This window comes from Piscinibacter sp. HJYY11, assembly GCF_016735515.1.
GTDB lineage: Bacteria > Pseudomonadota > Gammaproteobacteria > Burkholderiales > Burkholderiaceae_C > Rhizobacter.
In genome coordinates this window covers 715,328-732,387 of the sequence record NZ_JAERQZ010000001.1, presented here as the reverse complement: position 1 = coordinate 732,387, position 17,060 = coordinate 715,328, and the positions used below count along the sequence as shown (strand labels likewise).

The following is a 17,060-nucleotide window of genomic DNA, read 5'->3' as shown; positions in this document are numbered from 1 at the left end:
GTCTCCTGGGGTGATTCGGGGCTGAGTGGTTCAGGCCTGCTGGGCGAACTGCCACGCCATTTCGGCCAGGGGCCGGGCGCTTGCGGCCACTTGGCGCGCCTCGGCGCTGGAGGCGGTGCCGTTCTCCACGCGCTTGGCGATGCCTTGCGAGATGCCGGCAGCGCGGAAGAGGTTGTAGGCGAGGTAGAAATTCCAATCGGCCTCCACCGTGGCCACGTCGTGACGGCCGGTGCGCTCACAGTAGCGACGCAGGTAGTCGGCCTCGAGCGGAATGCCCAGCGACGCAAGATCGAGCCCACCGATCCCGCGGAAAGTGGCCTGCGGGATGTGCCACGACATGCAGTGGTAGCTGAAGTCGGCGAGCGGGTGGCCGAGTGTCGACAGCTCCCAGTCGAGCACGGCGATGGCGCGCGGCTCGCTCGGGTGGAACATCAGGTTGTCGAGGCGGTAGTCCCCGTGCACGATCGACACCTGCGACTCATCGCGCGCACTCGCCGGCATGTTCGCCGGCAGCCACGCCATGAGGCGGTCCATCGCCTCGATGGGCTGGGTGATGGAGGCAACGTACTGCTTGCTCCACCGCGCAATCTGGCGCTCGAAGTAGCTGCCGGGCTTGCCGTAGTCGGCCAGGCCCACGGCCTTCACGTCGACCTGGTGCATGGCCGCGATCACGCGGTTCATCTCGTCGTAGAGCGCGGCGCGTTCTTCGGGCGCCATGCCGGGCAGCGACTGGTCCCACAGCACGCGGCCCTGCATGAACTCCATGATGAAGAAGGCGCGGCCGATCACCGACTCGTCTTCGCACAGCAAGTGCATCTGCGGCACCGGAACGGCGCTGCCCTGCAGGGCCGACATCACGCGGTATTCGCGCTCGATCGCATGCGCCGAGGGCAGCAGCTTGGCCACCGGCCCGGGCTTGGAGCGCATCACATACGAGCGCTCCGGCGTGACGAGCTTGTAGGTGGGGTTGGACTGCCCGCCCTTGAACTTCTCGAGCTGGAGCGGCCCGCGATAGCCGGGGAGATGCGCCTGCAGGTAGCGCTCGAGCGCCTGCGTGTCGATGGTGTGTGAACTGGTGTCGGGATTCATGGGTCACCGGCACCAGGGTGCCGTCAACGTTCGGAAAGTGAGATGAGCTTCTCGCGCGACAGCACGACGAGGCGCGTGGGCTCGATGCGCACCGCACCCGCCCGCTCGAAGCCCTTGAGCTCCTGGTTCACGCGCTGGCGCGAGGCGCCGAGCAGCTGCGCCAGGTCTTCCTGCGCCAGCTGCAAGCCGATGCGGATCTCGTCGCCCTGCTTCACGCCGTAGCCACGTGCCAGAAGCAGGATCTGCTTGGCCAGGCGCGCCGACAGCGGCCGCGTGTTGAGGTCTTCGATCATGTCGAACATCAGGCGCAGGCGACGGCAGTTGAGGCGCAGCAGCGCTTCGTACAGCTCGGGAAAGTGGGCGAGCAGCTCCTGGAAGTCGGCCTTGCGCACGACGAGCAGCGTGGTCTCGCCATGCGCATACGAATCGTGCGTGCGCGGGAAGTTGTCGAACAGCGAGATGTCGCCGAACCACACGCCCGGCTCCACGTAGGTGAGCGTGATCTCCTTGCCGGAGAGCGACACCGAACTCACGCGCACCGCGCCCTTGGCCACGCCCGACCAGCTCTCGGCCTGCGCGCCGCGCGACGCGAGCATCGCACCATCGGCCAGGCGCCTCACGTGCGCTCTCGACAAGATGGCTTCGCGCAGAGGTTGTGAGAGTTTGGAGAACCACGCGCCGGACTCGATGTTGGACTGCTCTTCGATTGTAAGAACGGGGCTGTTCATGGTTGTCTCTGTCGCGACAGCGTGTGTTGCTGTGGTCCTACTCGAACGTCGGTGGCCGCTTGTCCAGGAAGGACTGCAGGCCTTCACCGCCGTTCGGGTGGAAGAAGTTGTCGAGGAAGTGATCGCGTTCGAGGTCGAGCTGCTGCGCGAGGCTGCGCTCGGGCCACTGGTTCACGAGCTCCTTGGCGCTGGCGATCGCGTTGGGCGCGCAGGCTGCGAGCTTCTCGGCGATGGCGAACGCCTGCGTGCTCGCCTGCCCCTTGGGCACGACCCAGTTCACCAGGCCGTGGGCCTGCAACTGCGCGGCACTCACGGGCTCGAAGAGCCACAGCATCTGCAGCACCAGGTTGCGCGGCAGGCGCTGCATCAGTTGCCAGGTCGCGCCGCCATCGGGCGAGAGGCCGATGCGGCCATACGAGAGGATGAACTTCGCGTCGTCGGCGGCGACGATGAGGTCGCACGCCAGCGCGAGCGAGAAGCCACCGCCGGCGGCGGCGCCTTCCACGGCTGCGATCACCGGCTTGGGAAAGACGCGCAAGGCTTCGACGAAATCGTGGAAGCGCTGGAGCATGTTGTCCTGCACCGAGCGCTCGGCATCGCGGTTGGCCTTGAGGCGCTGGATGTCACCGCCTGCGCAGAAGAAGTCACCATCGCCGCGCAGCACGATGCAGCGCACGCTGCTGTCGTTCTCGGCGACGTCGAGGGCTTCGATCCCTGCAGCGAATACCTGCTCCGACAGCGTGTTGCGCGTGGCCGGGCCGCTGAGGGTCAGGACCAGGGCCGCATCACGGCGTTCGGCGTGCAGTTCTGAGGGCATGTGGCGGGTGAGGTGGGTGCGTGCAAGACGCACGCGGCGATTGTGTCATGCAGCATGGAATGCCGCTCCACGAGCCATGGTTCACCTCGTGAAGCGGGGCCTTCATGCTAGAGTGACTCGCTACCCCGCTGCCCCAAGAATGCAGAGATTTTTGCCCTCGCTCGCACTGTTCCTGGCCCTTGCGTTGGGCATGGATGCGGCGACGGCGCTGGGCCTTGGCAGGGTCGGTTCGGCAGCCGTGTTGGGCCAGCCTCTCAACTTCACCATCGCCGTGCGACTCGACGCTGGCGAATCCATCGAGACCCGTTGTGTCAAGGCCGAGGTGAGCTTCGGTGACCGTGTGCTGCCCGAGAGCGTGGTGCGCACGCGCCTGGAGACGGCCACGACGGGAGAGCGACGCATCCGCGTGACGACCACTCAGGCGGTCGACGAGCCCGTGGTCGCCGTGCATCTGCAACTGGGCTGCCCTTCGAGCCTTTCACGCAACTTCACGTTGCTCGCCGATCCACCGGGCGCGACCACCACCGCCTCGGGCCAGGACGGCTGGGCACCCGATCGAGCCGAGACCGCGGTGTCCCCGGTGCTCGCGGCCGTGCCGCCGGCCGCAGAGGCCTCCGCCCCGGCCGCCTCACCCGCCGCGCCGCCACGTGCGCGCAAGCGGCGCGGCGACGCGGCCGGCTCGTCGTCGACCGGCCCTGCTGTGGCGCCCACCGTGGCACCACCGGCACGTACTGCTCGCGAGACACGTGCTGCGCCGGCTGCTCCCGCCAAGCCGCGCGGCCCGATGCTTCGACTGGACCCCGTCGAAACCGATGCGCTCGTCGTTCCGCAGCTGCAGATGGAGACGCGGCTCGGCACTGCACCGCAGGAGCCGGCCTCTGGCGCGGCGCGGCGCCATGTCGACCCCGAGGTCGCGCAACGGCAAGAGGAACTGGAGCGCCTGAAGGCGATGGAAGCGTCGCTGCTGAAGCTGCGAGCCGACAGTCAGGTCACCCAGAAGGCGCTGGACGACATGCAGGCGCGCGTGCGAGCCGCCGAAGCCAGCCGCTATGCAAACCCGCTCGTCTATCTGCTGGTCGTGGTGTGCGTGCTGCTGACCAGCGCGCTCGTCGCCATGTGGTGGCTGCGGCGCCGCGATCGAGCGGCTGCGGCATGGTGGGGTGACCAGCACGCGGCAGGGGCTGGCGTGGCGCCCGAGCCGCTGGGTGAGATGACGGAGGAGGCCAAGGCGCTCAGCATCCCCGGTGTGATCTCCGCACCGTCTCCGCTGCCGACCCTCACACCGCCATCGGAGCCTCTGCCGCCGCCTGCTGCACCGGTGCCCACGCTGCGCGCTGCCGAGCCCGATGCGGTGGTCGAGCCACGCCGTCCCATGTCGGCCGAAGAGCTGATCGATCTCGAGCAGCAGGCCGAGTTTTTCGTGGTGCTCGGCCAGGATGAAGCCGCCATCGACCTGTTGATGGGCCATGTGCGCAGCACCGGCGGGGTGAGCCCCTTGCCCTATCTGAAGCTGCTCGAGATCTACCGCCGCCGTGGCGAGCGCGAGCCGTACGACCGCATCCGCGAGCGCTTCAACCGCCGCTTCAATGCCTACGCGCCCGAGTGGGACGTGGACCCGGAAGACGGCCTCAACCTCGAGGGCTACCCCGAGGTGATGCAGCGCCTGCAGGACGTGTGGAACCGGCCTTCGCAGGCGATGGAGCTGCTCGACACGGCACTCTTCCGCCGTGATGCCGGGCCGACCTTCGACGTGCCTGCCTATCGCGAGCTGCTTTTCCTCTACAGCACTGCGCGTGACCTGGCCGAGCGTGCCGTCGACGTGGAGGGAGTCGACCTCCTGCTGCCCCTCGGTGGCGAGCCGGCGCCGACGGTGACCAGCGTGCCGGCGTCGGCGGAGAAGGCCGAGCCACTCGCAAGCTTCTCGCTCGACCTCGACGTCTCCACCGAACAGCCGTCGCTGACGCTGGAAGAGTTCGAGTTCAAGAAAAGCAAGCGTTGAGACGCTCGAGCGCGAGCTTCAGCGTCTCGTCTTTCTTGGCGAAGCAGAATCGGGCCAGCTTCTGCTCGAAGCCGCCGGGGTAGAACGCCGACAGCGGGATCGCCGCCACGCCGACTTCGCTCGTGAGCCAGCGGCAAAACGCTTCTTCGTTCAGGTCGCTCACTTCCGAATAGTCGACGCTCTGGAAATAGCTGCCGGTGGTGGGCAGCAGCTTGAGCCGGGTCGAGGCGAGGCCGCTGCGGAAGAGGTCGCGCTTGCGCTGGTAGAAGCCCGCCAGTTGCTCGTAGGGTGCCGGGTCCGCCATGTAGTCGGCCAGGCCGTGCTGCACCGGCGTGTTGACGGTGAACACGTTGAACTGGTGGACCTTGCGGAATTCCGCCATCAGCGTTGCCGGGGCGGCCACATAACCGACCTTCCAGCCCGTCACGTGGTAGGTCTTGCCGAAGCTCGACACGACAAAGCTGCGCGCCGCCAGTTCGGGGCTGCGCGACACGCTCTCGTGCTGCGCGCCATCGAACACCATGTGCTCGTAGACCTCGTCGGCGATCACGAGGACGTCGGTCGGGCGCAGCAGCTCGGCCAGGCGCCGCATGTCGTCAGCCGACCAGACAGTGGCGCTCGGGTTGTGCGGCGTGTTGATGAGGATGGCACGGGTGCGCGGGCTGATGGCTGCGGAGATGCGGTCGAAGTCGGGGCGGAAGGTGCGCGGCGTGAGCGGCACATGCACGGCGCGGCCACCGGCCAGTTCGATGTTGGGCTCGTAGCTGTCGTAGCTCGGGTCGAGCACGATGACTTCGTCGCCTGGGTGCACGATGGCAAGGATGGCGGTCAGGATGGCCTGCGTGGCGCCCGCGGTGATGGTGATCTCGTGGACCGGGTCGTAGCCGTGGCCGTAGATCCGCGCGATCTTCTGGGCGATGGCTTCACGCAGCGGCAGCACGCCCGCCATCGGCGGGTACTGGTTGAGGCCGCGGCGCATGGCGGCGTTCACGGCGTCGAGCAGGCGGGGGTCGCAGTCGAAATCCGGGAAGCCCTGGCCGAGGTTGACGGCGTTGTGCTGCTGCGCCAGCGCAGACATCACGGTGAAGATGGTGGTGCCGACCTGCGGCAGGCGGCTGGTGATCCGGGGCGTGGCGAAGGTCGTGCTCATGGTCGCGTGTTCAGAGCTGGTAGTCGGTGGTGTCCTGGGGGCCGCCGTGGGCGTCACGGGAGCTCATCGCCTTGGTGATGAGCGCGCGGTTGAGCCGCTCCGACAGCATCTCGGCGAAGGCGAAGACGAAGTTGCGCAGGTAGGCGCCGCGCTTGAAGGCCACGCGCGTGATGCTGCGGCCGAAGAGATGCCCGACCGGCCGGGAGATCAGGTCGCCACCGGGCGGGTCGTCGCGCACCGCGATCTCGGAAACGATGCCGATGCCCAGCCCGAGGCGCACGTAGGTCTTGATGACGTCGGCGTCGATGGCCTCCAGCACGATGTTGGGCTTCAGGTGACGGGCGGTGAACGCCTGGTCGACGCGGGTGCGGCCGCTGAACGACGGGTGGTAGGTCACGATGGGCTCGCGCGCCAGGTCTTCCAGGCTCAGGCGCTCGGCCTGCGCCAGCGGGTGGCTGGGGGGCATCACCACGGCGTGCTGCCATTCGTAGCAGGGCAGGGCGACCAACTCGTCCACGTCGCCGATGGCTTCGGTGGCGATGCCGATGTCGGCCACCTCCTCGTGCAGCATCTGCGCCACCTGCGCGGGCGAACCCTGGTGCAAGCTGATGTTGACCTTGGGGAAGCGCTTGCGCAGCTGGGCCAGCGGCTCGGGCAGGAAGTAACGGGCCTGGCTGTGGGTGGTGGCGATCGAGAGCGTGCCGCTGTCCTGCTTGGAGAACTCTTCGCCGATGCGCTTCAGGTTGTTGACCTCGCGCATGATGATCTCGATGCTCGCCAGCACGTGCTGGCCGGGCTCGGTGACCCGGCGCAGGCGCTTGCCGTGCCGGGCGAAGATGTCGACCCCGAGCTCGCCTTCGAGCTCAAGGATGGCCTTGGAAATGCCGGGCTGCGAGGTGAAGAGCGCCTTGGCGGTCTCGGTCAGGTTGAGGTCGCGCCGGACCGCCTCTTGGACAAACCGGAACTGGTGAAGGTTCATATATCCAGAGCAGTATGTGAGCTGTCTGGATTATTCCACTGAGAGTATTAGGAGGCGAGCTTGAGCGCCGCTTCGGCCATGGCCCGGACCACGCTGTCGACCTCGCCGATGGCCGGCTGCAAGGACCAGGTGACCTGCGGGTAGACCGCGGCCAGTTCGGCGAGCAAGGCCGGCAGGTCCTTGCGCACATGGCCGCCCGCCCCAAGGAAAAGCGGCACCACGGCCACCTCGGTGCAGCCTTGGGCGGCGAGCGCCGCACCGGCCACCGGCAAGGTGGGGCTCATGAACTCCAGGAAGGCGAGCACCACTGGCATCCCGGGCCGCTGCTGGCGCACGATCTGCGCCACGGCCTCGAAGGGAAGGGCCCAGTTCGGGTCACGCGCGCCGTGCGCGAAGAGCAGCAGGCCAGTCGTGCTCATCGGTACCTCACGAGCCAGCTGAACGCCGCCAGCGACAACAGCAGGTAGATCAGGCTCGGCGTGGCCGCCACGATCCAGGGTGTCCAGCCTTGCAGAAGGCCGAGGTGCGAGGCCACGTTGTTGAGCAGCACGAAGCTGATGCCCAGCATGATCCCGCCGAAGACCTTGAGGCTCACGCCGCCGGCGCGCCCGTGCAGGTAGGCGAAGGGCAGGGCCAGGGCCACCATCACCAGGCAGGCAAGCGGGTAGAGCGCGCGTTTCCAGAAGCGGATCTCGTAGCGCTGTGCGGCCTGCTCGTTGTCGGCCAGGTGGGTGATGTAGCGAAAGAGCTCCAGGGTCGACATCGACTTCTCGGGGAGCACGGCGGCCGCCACCACGCTGGCCGGCAAGGTGCTGGCCCATTCGTAGGCCGGGCGTTTCTCTTCGTTGACGCTGGGCTGGAAGTCCGGCGCACCGACGGTGCTCCAGTCGGTGAGGGTCACGTCGGCGAGTGACCAGACGCCGTCCTGGTTGACGGAGCCGCTGCCGGCGCCGATGCGCCGCAGCAGCCGGCCGTTGGCATCGAACTCGAAGATGCGGATGTTGGCGAGTTCGCCGCCCGAGGTCGCGCGGCCGACGTTGATCGAGTACGAACGCTCGCCTTGTGGCGTCATGCTCTTGTCCTTCAGCCAGGCCCCGGAGCCGCCCACGCTGAAGCCGCCTTTCGCGCGTGTCTGCACCATGGTCGCGGCGCGCTCGCTGAGCGGCGCGAGATAGTCGCCCACCACGAAGGTCAGGACGGCGAAGACCGCGCCCAGCCCCGCCAGCAGCGAAAGCGCCCGCCCTGGTGCGAGCCCACCGGTGCGCAGGATGGTGAACTCCGACGATTGCGCCATGCGCGACAAGGCGTAGATGGTGCCGATCAGCACGGCGATCGGCACCAGCTCGTACAGGTGCCCGGGGAGCTCCAGCACCGAGTGAAGCGCTGCATGAAAGGCGGTGTAGCCCTTGCCCACGTCGGCCAGCTCGTCGACGAAGTCGATGAAGAAGAAGAGTGACAGGAACGCCAGCGCCACGAAGAGCACCGACGACACGATATCGCGATAAAGCAGGCGGCGGACAGTCCTCATGCGGGCGCCACCGTCGAGGTTGGGCGCCTCGGCCGCAGCTGCAGGTGCGTGCCGTGGTCGCGCCACCAGATCAAGGCGAGCGCCGCCAGGAAGGCGCCGCCGTGGATCACGGCCAGCGCCGCGCCCATCTCCAGCTTGCCGCTCGAGACCCAGGCTTTGCTCAGGTTGATGAGGTTGTAGTAGACGACGAAGGCGAGCAGCGCGAAGAGCAGGTTCCAGTTGCTGGCACGCCGTGGCGACGTGGCCGACAGGCCGATGCCCAGCAGCAGCAGGTTGCCCGCACCGAGCGCCAGGCCGAGCCGCCAGGCCAGCTCGCCTCGGCCAGCCGGGTCGGTGTCGCGCACGAGCTCGGCACTGCGCTGCGCCTTGGGCGGCAGCTTGTCCACGCCGCTGAGCGCCTTTTCGCCGGCCTGCACGCGGTAGGTCTCGAAGCTCGAGACGGTCTTCTCGTTGCTCTTCAGGTTCTGCTCGTTGCGCTGGCCCCGGTCGAGCACGAGGAAGTTGGCCTCGGGCGTGTTCTCGATGCGGCCGCTGCGGGCCGAGGTCACCGACTCGCTGTCGCCTTGCCGCGCGAGGATGAACACGTTGCGCGCATCACGGCCGTTGTCGGTGGAGCGTTCGATGAAGAACACGCGCTGCCCGTCGCGGGAGGTCTGGAACTGGCCGGGCGCCACGCGCGACAGGTCGGAGCGCTGCTCGAAACGCTCGCGCATCTCGTTGCTCTTCTGGTTGACCCACGGCCACACGAAGAGCACCAGCAGCGCCACCACCAGCAGCACCGGCCAGCTCACGCGCAGCACCGGCCGCACGAAGCGGGAGAGGCCCACGCCGCTTGCGAACCAGATGGCCATCTCGCTCTCGCGGTACATGCGGCCGAGCGTGGCCACGACCGAGATGAACAGCGAGAGCGCGAGCATCGTCGGCAGGTGGGCGAGGGCGAAATAGCCCAGCAGCAGCACCACGTCCTGCGGTGCGATGCGGCCCACCGCGGCCTGCCCGAGCGTGCGGATCAGCATCATCGTCACCACGATGGTGAGGATGACCACCAGCGTGGCGCCGAAGGATCGCGACAGGTCTCTTCTCAGAGAGGAATCGAATAACATCGTTGGATCATCTCGTAGGGCCGCCGCATTATGGACTTCCGTCATCAGATCGCCGCACCTGCGGCCTTGTCTTCCATTGCTGCCGATGCGCTGCTGCTGGTGGTCGTGGGCGAGGCGGTCGATGCGTCGCTCGATGCCAAGCTCGCCTCACCGCTGAACGACGCGCTGGCGCAGCACGACTGGAAGCTCAAGGCCGGCAACAAGCTCTACCTGCACCGACCGGCCGGCGTGAAAGTGGCGCGCGTGCTCGCGGTCGCGGCCGGCAAGGGCGGGGTGAAGGAATTCAAGTCGGCAGTGGCCGGCGGCGTGGGCCAGATCAAGGGCCTCGGCGCACGCCACGTGGCGGTGGCACTGGTCGGCGCGGAGCTGGACGAGGCGCACGCCGAAGCCGCCGCCACGGCCGCGGCCGACGCGCTCTATCAGTACCGCGATACCAAGCCCAGCGCACCGGCAGCGTCGCCGCTCGACAAGCTCACGCTCGTCTGCACCAAGGCGCAGACCAAGGCCGTGCAGGCCGGTCTGCAGCGCGGCCAGGCCATCGCGGCGGGCGTGACCTTTGCGCGAAACCTCGGCAACCGCCCGGCCAACCACTGCACGCCGACCTACCTGGCCGACCAGGCCAGGAAGCTCGGCCGCGAGCACGAGCTCAAGGTCGAGGTGCTCGACCGCAAGGACGTCGAGAAGCTCGGCATGGGCTCCTTCCTCGCCGTCGCCCAGGGCTCGCATGAGCCCTTGAAGTTCATCGTGGCCCGCTACAACGGCGCGGCCAAGACGCAGGCGCCCATCGTGCTCGTCGGCAAGGGCATTACCTTCGACACCGGCGGCATCTCCATCAAACCCGCGGCCGAGATGGACGAGATGAAGTTCGACATGTGCGGTGCCGCCAGCGTGCTGGGCACCCTGCGCGCCGTGGCCGAACTCAAGCCCAAGGTGAACGTTGTCGTCATCGTGCCGGCCTGCGAGAACATGCCCGACGGCCGCTCGGTCAAGCCGGGCGACGTCGTCACGAGCATGTCCGGCCAGACCATCGAGATCCTGAACACCGACGCCGAAGGCCGGCTGATCCTCTGCGATGCGCTCACCTACGCCGAGCGTTTCAAGCCTGCGGCCGTGGTCGACGTGGCCACGCTCACCGGGGCCTGCGTGATCGCCCTCGGCCACCACAACACCGGTCTCTTCTCGCCCGACGACGCCCTGGCCGATGAGCTCATTGCGGCCAGCCGCGCCTCCCTCGACCCGGCGTGGCGCATGCCGCTCGACGAGGAATACGCCGAAGGCCTGAAGAGCAACTTCGCCGACATGGGCAACGTCGGCCCGCGAGCGGCCGGTGCGGTGACGGCGGCGATGTTCCTCAAGAAGTTCACCGGCAAGTACCGCTGGGCCCACCTCGACATCGCGGGCACGGCCTGGAAGTCGGGCGCCGCCAAGGGCTCGACCGGTCGGCCGGTGCCGTTGCTGACGCACTTCGTGCTGTCGCAGGCGCGTTGACGTTTCATCCGGCCGTCGCCGTGACCGAGGTCAGCTTCCATTTCAACGTGCCTGACCGCATGGCCTATGCGTGCCGCCTGCTGCGCAAAGCGGTGCGCCGAGGCGCCAAAGTGGTGGTCTGCGCACCAGCAGACGTCCTCGCGCGATTCGACAAGCAGCTATGGGTCTTCGAGCCCCTCGACTTCGTGCCGCATGTCTACGCACGGCCGGGCCAGGCACCTGCGGCCCGCCTGCGCGACACCCCGGTCTGGCTGAGCGAGCAGGTGCGCGAGGTACCGCACCACGAGGTGTTGCTCAACCTGGGCCACGAGCTGGTCGATGGTTTCGAGGGCTTCGCCCGTGTGATCGAGCTGGTCTCGCACGACGGGGAAGACCGCCAGGCCGGCCGCGCCCGTTGGAAACACTACAGCGATCGTGGCTATGAGATCGCCCGCCACGACGTGGCGCAGGAGCCGCAGTCGTGAAGCCCACCGTTCCGCCGCAGCAGCCGCCGCAGCGCGTCCCGGTGCTCACCGAGGTCGTGGTGTTGCCCAAGGCGCAAGCGGTGCCCGAGGTCGACGAATTCCCGCCGCTGCCGGTCAACCCGGCGTTCGCCGAGACCGCGCCCACGCCGATGGGCAGACCGGAGCCCTACGTGCCGCCGGTGCAGGCCGCCCCGGCCGTGCCGGTGCAGGCGGCGTTCTCACCCGCTGTGGCTGTCGTCGACGAAGCCCGTGTGGTGCAGCGCGTGCTGGCCGACCTGGACAAGCAGCTCGACCTGATGTTCGAGCACCGCCTGCGCGAATCGCTCTCGCCGGTGCTGGCCCGCATGACCGACAGCCTCGTGCGCGAGATGCGCGCACAGCTGGCGGCCAACCTGCGCGAGATGGTCGCCCGGGCGGTCTCGCTCGAGCTCGACCGGCTGCAAAAGCGCTGATTCACGGCGCCACGCCGGCGGGTGTTTTAGAGCAACACCTCGTATTGCTTTTTCCTTTGGATTCGAGATCATGGCGGCCTGTCTGAGACAGCAGGCATAGGCACAAGCTTTGCTCATCAGCTTTCCCAACCCTCAAGGAAACACTTATATGAAGAGATCGACCTTTGCGCTCTCCGCGGTGGCCAGCATCGCCGTGGTGATGTTGTCGGCTTGCGGCAAGAAGGAAGAAGCCGCCGCTCCGGCCGCCTCGGCGCCCGCCTCGGCACCGGCCGCTGCCGCTGCCGACCCGTCGGTGATCAAGATCGGCCACGTGGGTCCCACCAGCGGTGGCATCGCTCACCTGGGCAAGGACAACGAGTACGGCGCCCGCCTCGCGATTGAAGAGCTGAACGCCAAGGGCGTGACGATCGGCGGCAAGAAGGTCAAGTTCGAGCTGGTCGCCGAAGACGACGCAGGCGACCCCAAGCAAGGCACCGCTGCCGCGCAGAAGCTGGTCGACTCCAAGGTCAACGGCGTGGTCGGCCACCTGAACTCGGGCACCTCGATCCCCGCCTCGAAGATCTACAGCGACGCCGGCATCCCGCAGATCTCGCCGTCGGCGACCAACCCCAAGTTCACCCGCCAGGGCTTCAAGACCACCTTCCGCGTCGTTGCTGATGACGTGCACCTCGGCGGCACGCTCGGCAAGTACTCGGTCACCCAGCTCAAGGGCAAGTCGATCGCCGTGATCGACGATCGCACGGCTTACGGCCAGGGCGTGGCCGAAGAGTTCGAGAAGGGCGTGGCGGCTGCTGGCGGCAAGGTCGCGGCCCACGAGTTCACCACCGACAAGGCTACGGACTTCACCGCCATCCTGACCAAAGTGAAGGCCGTCAAGCCTGACGTCGTGTTCTACGGCGGCATGGACGCGGTGGCCGGCCCGATGATCCGCCAGGCCAAGCAACTCGGCATCAAGGCCAAGTTCATGGGCGGCGACGGCATCTGCACGGGCGAGCTGCCCAAGCTGGCCGGTGGAGCGATGGCCGACGGCCAGGTGGTGTGCGCCGAGGCCGGTGGTGTCGAAGGCGAAGCCAAGGCAGGCCTGGAGGAGTTCAAGACCAAGTTCAAGGCCAAGTTCAACACCGACGTGCAGATCTATGCACCGTACGTGTATGACGCCGTGAACGTGCTGGTCGCCGCGATGGTCAAGGCCGACTCGGCCGACCCCGCCAAGTACCTGCCCGAGCTGGCCAAGACGACCGACTTCAAGGGCGTGACCGGCACCATCTCGTTCGACGAGAAGGGCGACGTGAAGAACGGCGCGCTGACGCTCTATACCTACAAGGGTGAGAAGCGCGAGCAGATCGCCGTGGTGCGCTGAGCTCCGGTTCAGGGCCAACAAAAAGGGCGCCGCGAGGCGCCCTTTTTCATGTCTGGCGGAGAGGGCGGGATTCGAACCCGCGGAGGGCTATTAACCCTCACACGCTTTCCAGGCGTGCGACTTAAACCGCTCATCCACCTCTCCGGAAGCGGCGGATTCTAGCCGACTCAAACCGGTGTCTTCTGCTTGATGAGCGCCATCGACGTCGAGATCAGCGCGGCGACTTCGCTCATGTTGCCGGGCACGATCATCGTGTTGTTCTTCTGCGCGAGCTGGGCGAAGGCTTCGACGGCCTTTTCGGCCACCTTGAGCTGGACCGCCTGTTCGCCGCCGGGTGACTGGATGGCCTGCGCCACCTTGCGGATGGCATCGGCTGTCGCATCGGCCACGGCCACGATCGCCGCGGCTTCACCCTGTGCCTGGTTGATGTCGGCCTGGCGCTGACCTTCGGAGCGGGCAATGAAGGCCTCGCGTTCGCCGGTCGCGATGTTGATCTGCTCCTGCTTGCGGCCCTCCGAGGCCGCGATCAGTGCGCGCTTCTCGCGCTCGGCGGTGATCTGCGCCTGCATCGCGCGCAGGATCTCGGCGGGCGGCGTCAGATCCTTGATCTCGTAGCGCAGCACCTTCACGCCCCAGTTCGCGGCGGCCTCGTCGAGCGCGTTGACGACCGAAGAGTTGATCGCGTCGCGCTCCTCGAAGGTCTTGTCGAGCTCCATCTTGCCGATCACCGAACGCAGCAGCGTCTGCGCGAGCTGGGTGATGGCCATGATGTAGTTCGACGACCCGTAGCTCGCGCGCATCGGGTCGGTGACCTGGAAGTAGATGATCCCGTCGACCTGCAGCTGGGTGTTGTCGCGTGTGATGCAGACCTGGCTCGGCACGTCGAGCGGCACTTCCTTCAGCGAGTGCTTGTAGGCCACCCGCTCGATGAAGGGCACGACGAACTTCAAGCCCGGCGTGAGCGTGCGGTCGTACTTGCCGAGGCGCTCGACGACCCAGGCGTGCTGCTGGGGCACGATCTTGAAGGTGCGGACGACGAAGATGACGGCGATGACCGCGAGGATGAGGGCGATTTCCATGGGCGCGCTTTCGGTTGAAGACCTTCAGGGGGAGGACGATGGCACGAGCACCAGCCAGTTGCCTTCGACGGCTGTGACGAGGTGCGTGCCGGGCAGGGCAGGGCTGTCGGGCTGCAGGCGGGCCGTCCACATCGTGCCGCGGTAGCTGACGCGGGTGGTGCGGTCGGGGTTCCAGGCGTCGACTTGCACACGCTCGCCGATGTCGAGGTTGACGTCGCGGTTCTCGGCCGCCGGGGCCGACGTGGGAAGCTTCATGCGACGCCAATGCCACAGCGCCGTGGCGCCGCCGCCGACGACGGCGGCCATCGCGATCTGCAGGCTGGTCGACAGGCCGAGGTGCGCCGAAACGGCACCGGCGGCGAGGCCCAGGGCGATCATCAGCAGGTAGAAGGTGCCAGTGGTCAGCTCGGCGGCGATCGCCACACCGGCCAGAACCCACCAGAACGTCGCCGTTGAAAGGTCCATTCCTCCTCCATGCAGGTTGTTGTCGGCGCAGTGTATTCCGGTCGCATCCTGGTTCTACACTTCGCGCTTTTCCAAGAAGCCTACCCCGGGGTTGCCATGCTGCGCTTTCGTTTTCCCATCGTGATCATCGACGAGGATTACCGGTCCGAGAACACCTCGGGCCTGGGCATTCGCGCCTTGGCCCAGGCCATCGAGAAGGAAGGCTTCGAGGTGCTCGGCGCCACGAGCTACGGTGACCTGGCGCAGTTCGCCCAGCAGCAGAGCCGGGCGAGTGCCTTCATCCTGTCGATCGACGACGAAGAGTTCTCGGGCGGCCCCGACATCGACCCGGCGGTGCTCAACCTGCGCAAGTTCATCCAGGAGATCCGCTTCAAGAACGCCGAGATCCCGATCTACCTCTATGGCGAGACGCGCACCTCGCAGCACCTGCCCAACGACGTGCTGCGCGAGCTGCACGGCTTCATCCACATGTTCGAGGACACGCCGGAGTTCGTGGCGCGCCACATCATCCGCGAGGCCAAGGCGTATCTCGATTCGCTGGCGCCGCCGTTCTTCCGGGCGCTGGTCGACTACGCGCAGGACGGCTCGTACTCCTGGCACTGCCCGGGGCACTCGGGTGGCGTGGCGTTTCTGAAGAGCCCGGTCGGCCAGATGTTCCACCAGTTCTTCGGCGAGAACATGCTGCGCGCCGACGTGTGCAACAGCGTCGACGAGCTCGGCCAGCTGCTCGACCACACCGGCCCGATCGCAGCCAGCGAACGCAACGCGGCGCGCATCTTCAACGCCGACCACTGCTTCTTCGTCACCAACGGCACCAGCACCAGCAACAAGATGGTGTGGCACCACGCGGTGGCGCCGGGCGACGTGGTGGTCGTCGACCGCAACTGCCACAAGTCGATCCTGCACGCGATCATCATGACGGGCGCCGTGCCGGTATTCCTGCGACCGACGCGCAACCACTACGGGATCATCGGTCCCATCCCGGAGAGCGAGTTCTCGAAGGAAGCCATCCAGCAGAAGATCGCGGCCAACCCGTTGCTGGCCGGCGTGGACGCCAAGAAGGTCAAGCCGCGCATCCTCACGCTGACGCAGAGCACGTACGACGGCGTGCTCTACAACACCGAGACCATCAAGCACTCGCTCGACGGCTACATCGACACGCTGCATTTCGACGAGGCCTGGCTGCCCCATGCGGCTTTCCACACCTTTTACAGCACGTACCACGCGATGGGCCGGGCGCGGAAGCGGCCGAAGGACCAGCTCGTCTTTGCCACCCAGTCCACCCACAAGCTGCTCGCAGGCATCAGCCAGGCGTCGCAAGTGCTCGTGCAGGATTCGCAGACCCGCAAGCTGAACCGGCACCTCTTCAACGAGGCGTACCTCATGCACAGCTCCACCAGCCCGCAGTACGCGATCATCGCGAGCTGCGACGTGGCCGCCGCGATGATGGAAGCACCCGGCGGGCACGCGCTGGTGGAAGAGAGCATCCAGGAGTCGCTCGACTTCCGCCGCGCCATGCGCAAGGTCGACAAGGAGTACGGCAAGGACTGGTGGTTCAAGGTCTGGGGGCCGGACAAGCTGGCCACCACCGGCATCGGCAAGAGCGACGAGTGGATGCTCAAGGCCGGCGAGAAGTGGCATGGATTCGGTGACCTGGCCGACGGCTTCAACATGCTCGACCCGATCAAGAGCACCATCATCACGCCGGGGCTCGACATGTCGGGCAAGTTCGCGAAGGCAGGCATTCCGGCGAGCATCGTCACCAAGTTCCTGGCCGAGCACGGGGTGGTGGTCGAGAAGACGGGCCTGTACTCGTTCTTCATCATGTTCACCATCGGCATCACCAAGGGCCGCTGGAACACGCTGCTCACCGCGCTGCAGCAGTTCAAGGACGACTACGACCGCAACGCGCCGCTGTGGCGCGTGTTGCCCGAGTTCGTGGCGCAGCACCCACGCTACGAGCGCATGGGCCTGCGCGACCTGAGCCAGGCCATCCACGAGGCCTACGCGAAGAGCGACATCGCGCGCCTGGTGACCGAGATGTACCTGTCGGACCTGCAACCGGCCATGAAGCCGAGCGATGCCTTCGCCCGCATTGCGCACCGACAGACCGAGCGCGTGGCCATCGACGATCTGGAAGGGCGCATCACCGCCTCGCTGGTCACGCCGTACCCGCCGGGCATTCCGCTGCTGATCCCCGGTGAGCGCTTCAACAGCAAGATCGTCGATTACCTGCGCTTCACGCGCGAATTCAACGCCCAGTTCCCCGGCTTCGACACCGACGTGCACGGCCTCGTCGAAGAAGACGGTGACTCGGGCACCCACAGCTATTACGTCGATTGCGTCCGAGATGAGTGAG

At 67.0% G+C, this 17,060-nt stretch carries 16 protein-coding genes and 1 tRNA gene; 6 read left to right on the top strand and 11 right to left on the bottom strand.

Features of this window, described 5'->3' with window-relative positions; translation table 11 throughout:
• Window positions 1-30: 30 nt before the first annotated feature.
• From JI745_RS03310 to JI745_RS03300, 3 genes are read right to left on the bottom strand one after another with little or no spacing between them, the layout of a single operon-like run.
• A complete protein-coding gene (locus JI745_RS03310) occupies window positions 31-1,089 on the bottom strand; it encodes a phosphotransferase (protein ID WP_201803711.1) in 1,059 nt (352 codons plus the stop codon).
• A gap of 23 nt (window positions 1,090-1,112) precedes the next feature.
• A complete protein-coding gene (locus JI745_RS03305; protein WP_201803709.1) occupies window positions 1,113-1,817 on the bottom strand; it encodes a Crp/Fnr family transcriptional regulator in 705 nt (234 codons plus the stop codon).
• A 37-nt stretch (window positions 1,818-1,854) separates the two neighbouring features.
• Window positions 1,855-2,634, bottom strand: coding sequence for an oxepin-CoA hydrolase, alternative type (locus tag JI745_RS03300; RefSeq protein WP_201803707.1), 780 nt, complete (start codon window positions 2,632-2,634; stop codon window positions 1,855-1,857).
• Between the two features lie 151 nt (window positions 2,635-2,785).
• On the opposite strand from JI745_RS03300, the gene JI745_RS03295 reads away from it, so the two are divergent.
• A complete protein-coding gene (locus JI745_RS03295) occupies window positions 2,786-4,633 on the top strand; it encodes a FimV family protein (RefSeq protein ID WP_201803706.1) in 1,848 nt (615 codons plus the stop codon).
• Here JI745_RS03295 and JI745_RS03290 read toward each other — a convergent pair.
• The 5 genes from JI745_RS03290 to lptF are packed head-to-tail and all read right to left on the bottom strand — an operon-like array spanning window position 4,614 to window position 9,393.
• On the bottom strand, window positions 4,614-5,783 hold the full coding sequence (locus tag JI745_RS03290; protein WP_201803704.1) for a pyridoxal phosphate-dependent aminotransferase: 1,170 nt from the start codon (window positions 5,781-5,783) through the stop codon (window positions 4,614-4,616). The two genes, JI745_RS03295 and JI745_RS03290, sit on opposite strands and share 20 nt — an antisense overlap.
• Window positions 5,784-5,793: 10 nt before the next feature.
• Entirely contained in the window at window positions 5,794-6,762 is a 969-nt protein-coding gene (locus tag JI745_RS03285; protein ID WP_201803702.1) for a CysB family HTH-type transcriptional regulator, read from the bottom strand.
• Between the two features lie 47 nt (window positions 6,763-6,809).
• Window positions 6,810-7,181, bottom strand: coding sequence for a sirohydrochlorin chelatase (locus tag JI745_RS03280; protein WP_201803700.1), 372 nt, complete (start codon window positions 7,179-7,181; stop codon window positions 6,810-6,812).
• The gene (lptG, locus tag JI745_RS03275; protein ID WP_201803699.1) at window positions 7,178-8,290 is read right to left on the bottom strand and encodes an LPS export ABC transporter permease LptG; all 1,113 of its coding nucleotides are present in this window, start codon (window positions 8,288-8,290) and stop codon (window positions 7,178-7,180) included. The genes JI745_RS03280 and lptG overlap by 4 nt, the downstream gene beginning before the upstream one ends.
• The gene (gene lptF, locus JI745_RS03270; protein WP_201803697.1) at window positions 8,287-9,393 is read right to left on the bottom strand and encodes an LPS export ABC transporter permease LptF; all 1,107 of its coding nucleotides are present in this window, start codon (window positions 9,391-9,393) and stop codon (window positions 8,287-8,289) included. The genes lptG and lptF overlap by 4 nt, the downstream gene beginning before the upstream one ends.
• A gap of 30 nt (window positions 9,394-9,423) precedes the next feature.
• Between lptF and JI745_RS03265 the strand changes: the two genes are divergently transcribed.
• The 4 genes from JI745_RS03265 (at window position 9,424) to JI745_RS03250 (ending at window position 13,157) form a co-directional block, all read left to right on the top strand.
• Entirely contained in the window at window positions 9,424-10,881 is a 1,458-nt protein-coding gene (locus JI745_RS03265; protein WP_201803696.1) for a leucyl aminopeptidase, read from the top strand.
• A gap of 20 nt (window positions 10,882-10,901) precedes the next feature.
• Window positions 10,902-11,345, top strand: coding sequence for a DNA polymerase III subunit chi (locus JI745_RS03260; protein WP_201803695.1), 444 nt, complete (start codon window positions 10,902-10,904; stop codon window positions 11,343-11,345).
• Window positions 11,342-11,797: a hypothetical protein gene (locus tag JI745_RS03255; protein WP_201803694.1), complete on the top strand. Its 456-nt coding sequence runs from the start codon at window positions 11,342-11,344 to the stop codon at window positions 11,795-11,797. The genes JI745_RS03260 and JI745_RS03255 overlap by 4 nt, the downstream gene beginning before the upstream one ends.
• A gap of 148 nt (window positions 11,798-11,945) precedes the next feature.
• A complete protein-coding gene (locus tag JI745_RS03250; RefSeq protein ID WP_201803693.1) occupies window positions 11,946-13,157 on the top strand; it encodes a branched-chain amino acid ABC transporter substrate-binding protein in 1,212 nt (403 codons plus the stop codon).
• A 53-nt stretch (window positions 13,158-13,210) separates the two neighbouring features.
• On the opposite strand, the gene JI745_RS03245 is transcribed toward JI745_RS03250, so the two are convergent.
• The 3 genes from JI745_RS03245 to JI745_RS03235 all read right to left on the bottom strand — a co-directional run bounded on the left by JI745_RS03245 (window position 13,211) and on the right by JI745_RS03235 (window position 14,701).
• A tRNA-Ser gene (locus JI745_RS03245) sits at window positions 13,211-13,301 on the bottom strand.
• Window positions 13,302-13,324: 23 nt separating this feature from the next.
• The gene (locus JI745_RS03240; protein ID WP_201803692.1) at window positions 13,325-14,236 is read right to left on the bottom strand and encodes an SPFH domain-containing protein; all 912 of its coding nucleotides are present in this window, start codon (window positions 14,234-14,236) and stop codon (window positions 13,325-13,327) included.
• A gap of 24 nt (window positions 14,237-14,260) precedes the next feature.
• Window positions 14,261-14,701: an NfeD family protein gene (locus JI745_RS03235; RefSeq protein WP_201803691.1), complete on the bottom strand. Its 441-nt coding sequence runs from the start codon at window positions 14,699-14,701 to the stop codon at window positions 14,261-14,263.
• 96 nt (window positions 14,702-14,797) lie between these two features.
• On the opposite strand from JI745_RS03235, the gene JI745_RS03230 reads away from it, so the two are divergent.
• A complete protein-coding gene (locus tag JI745_RS03230; protein WP_201803690.1) occupies window positions 14,798-17,059 on the top strand; it encodes an arginine/lysine/ornithine decarboxylase in 2,262 nt (753 codons plus the stop codon).
• Window position 17,060: the final 1 nt, after the last annotated feature.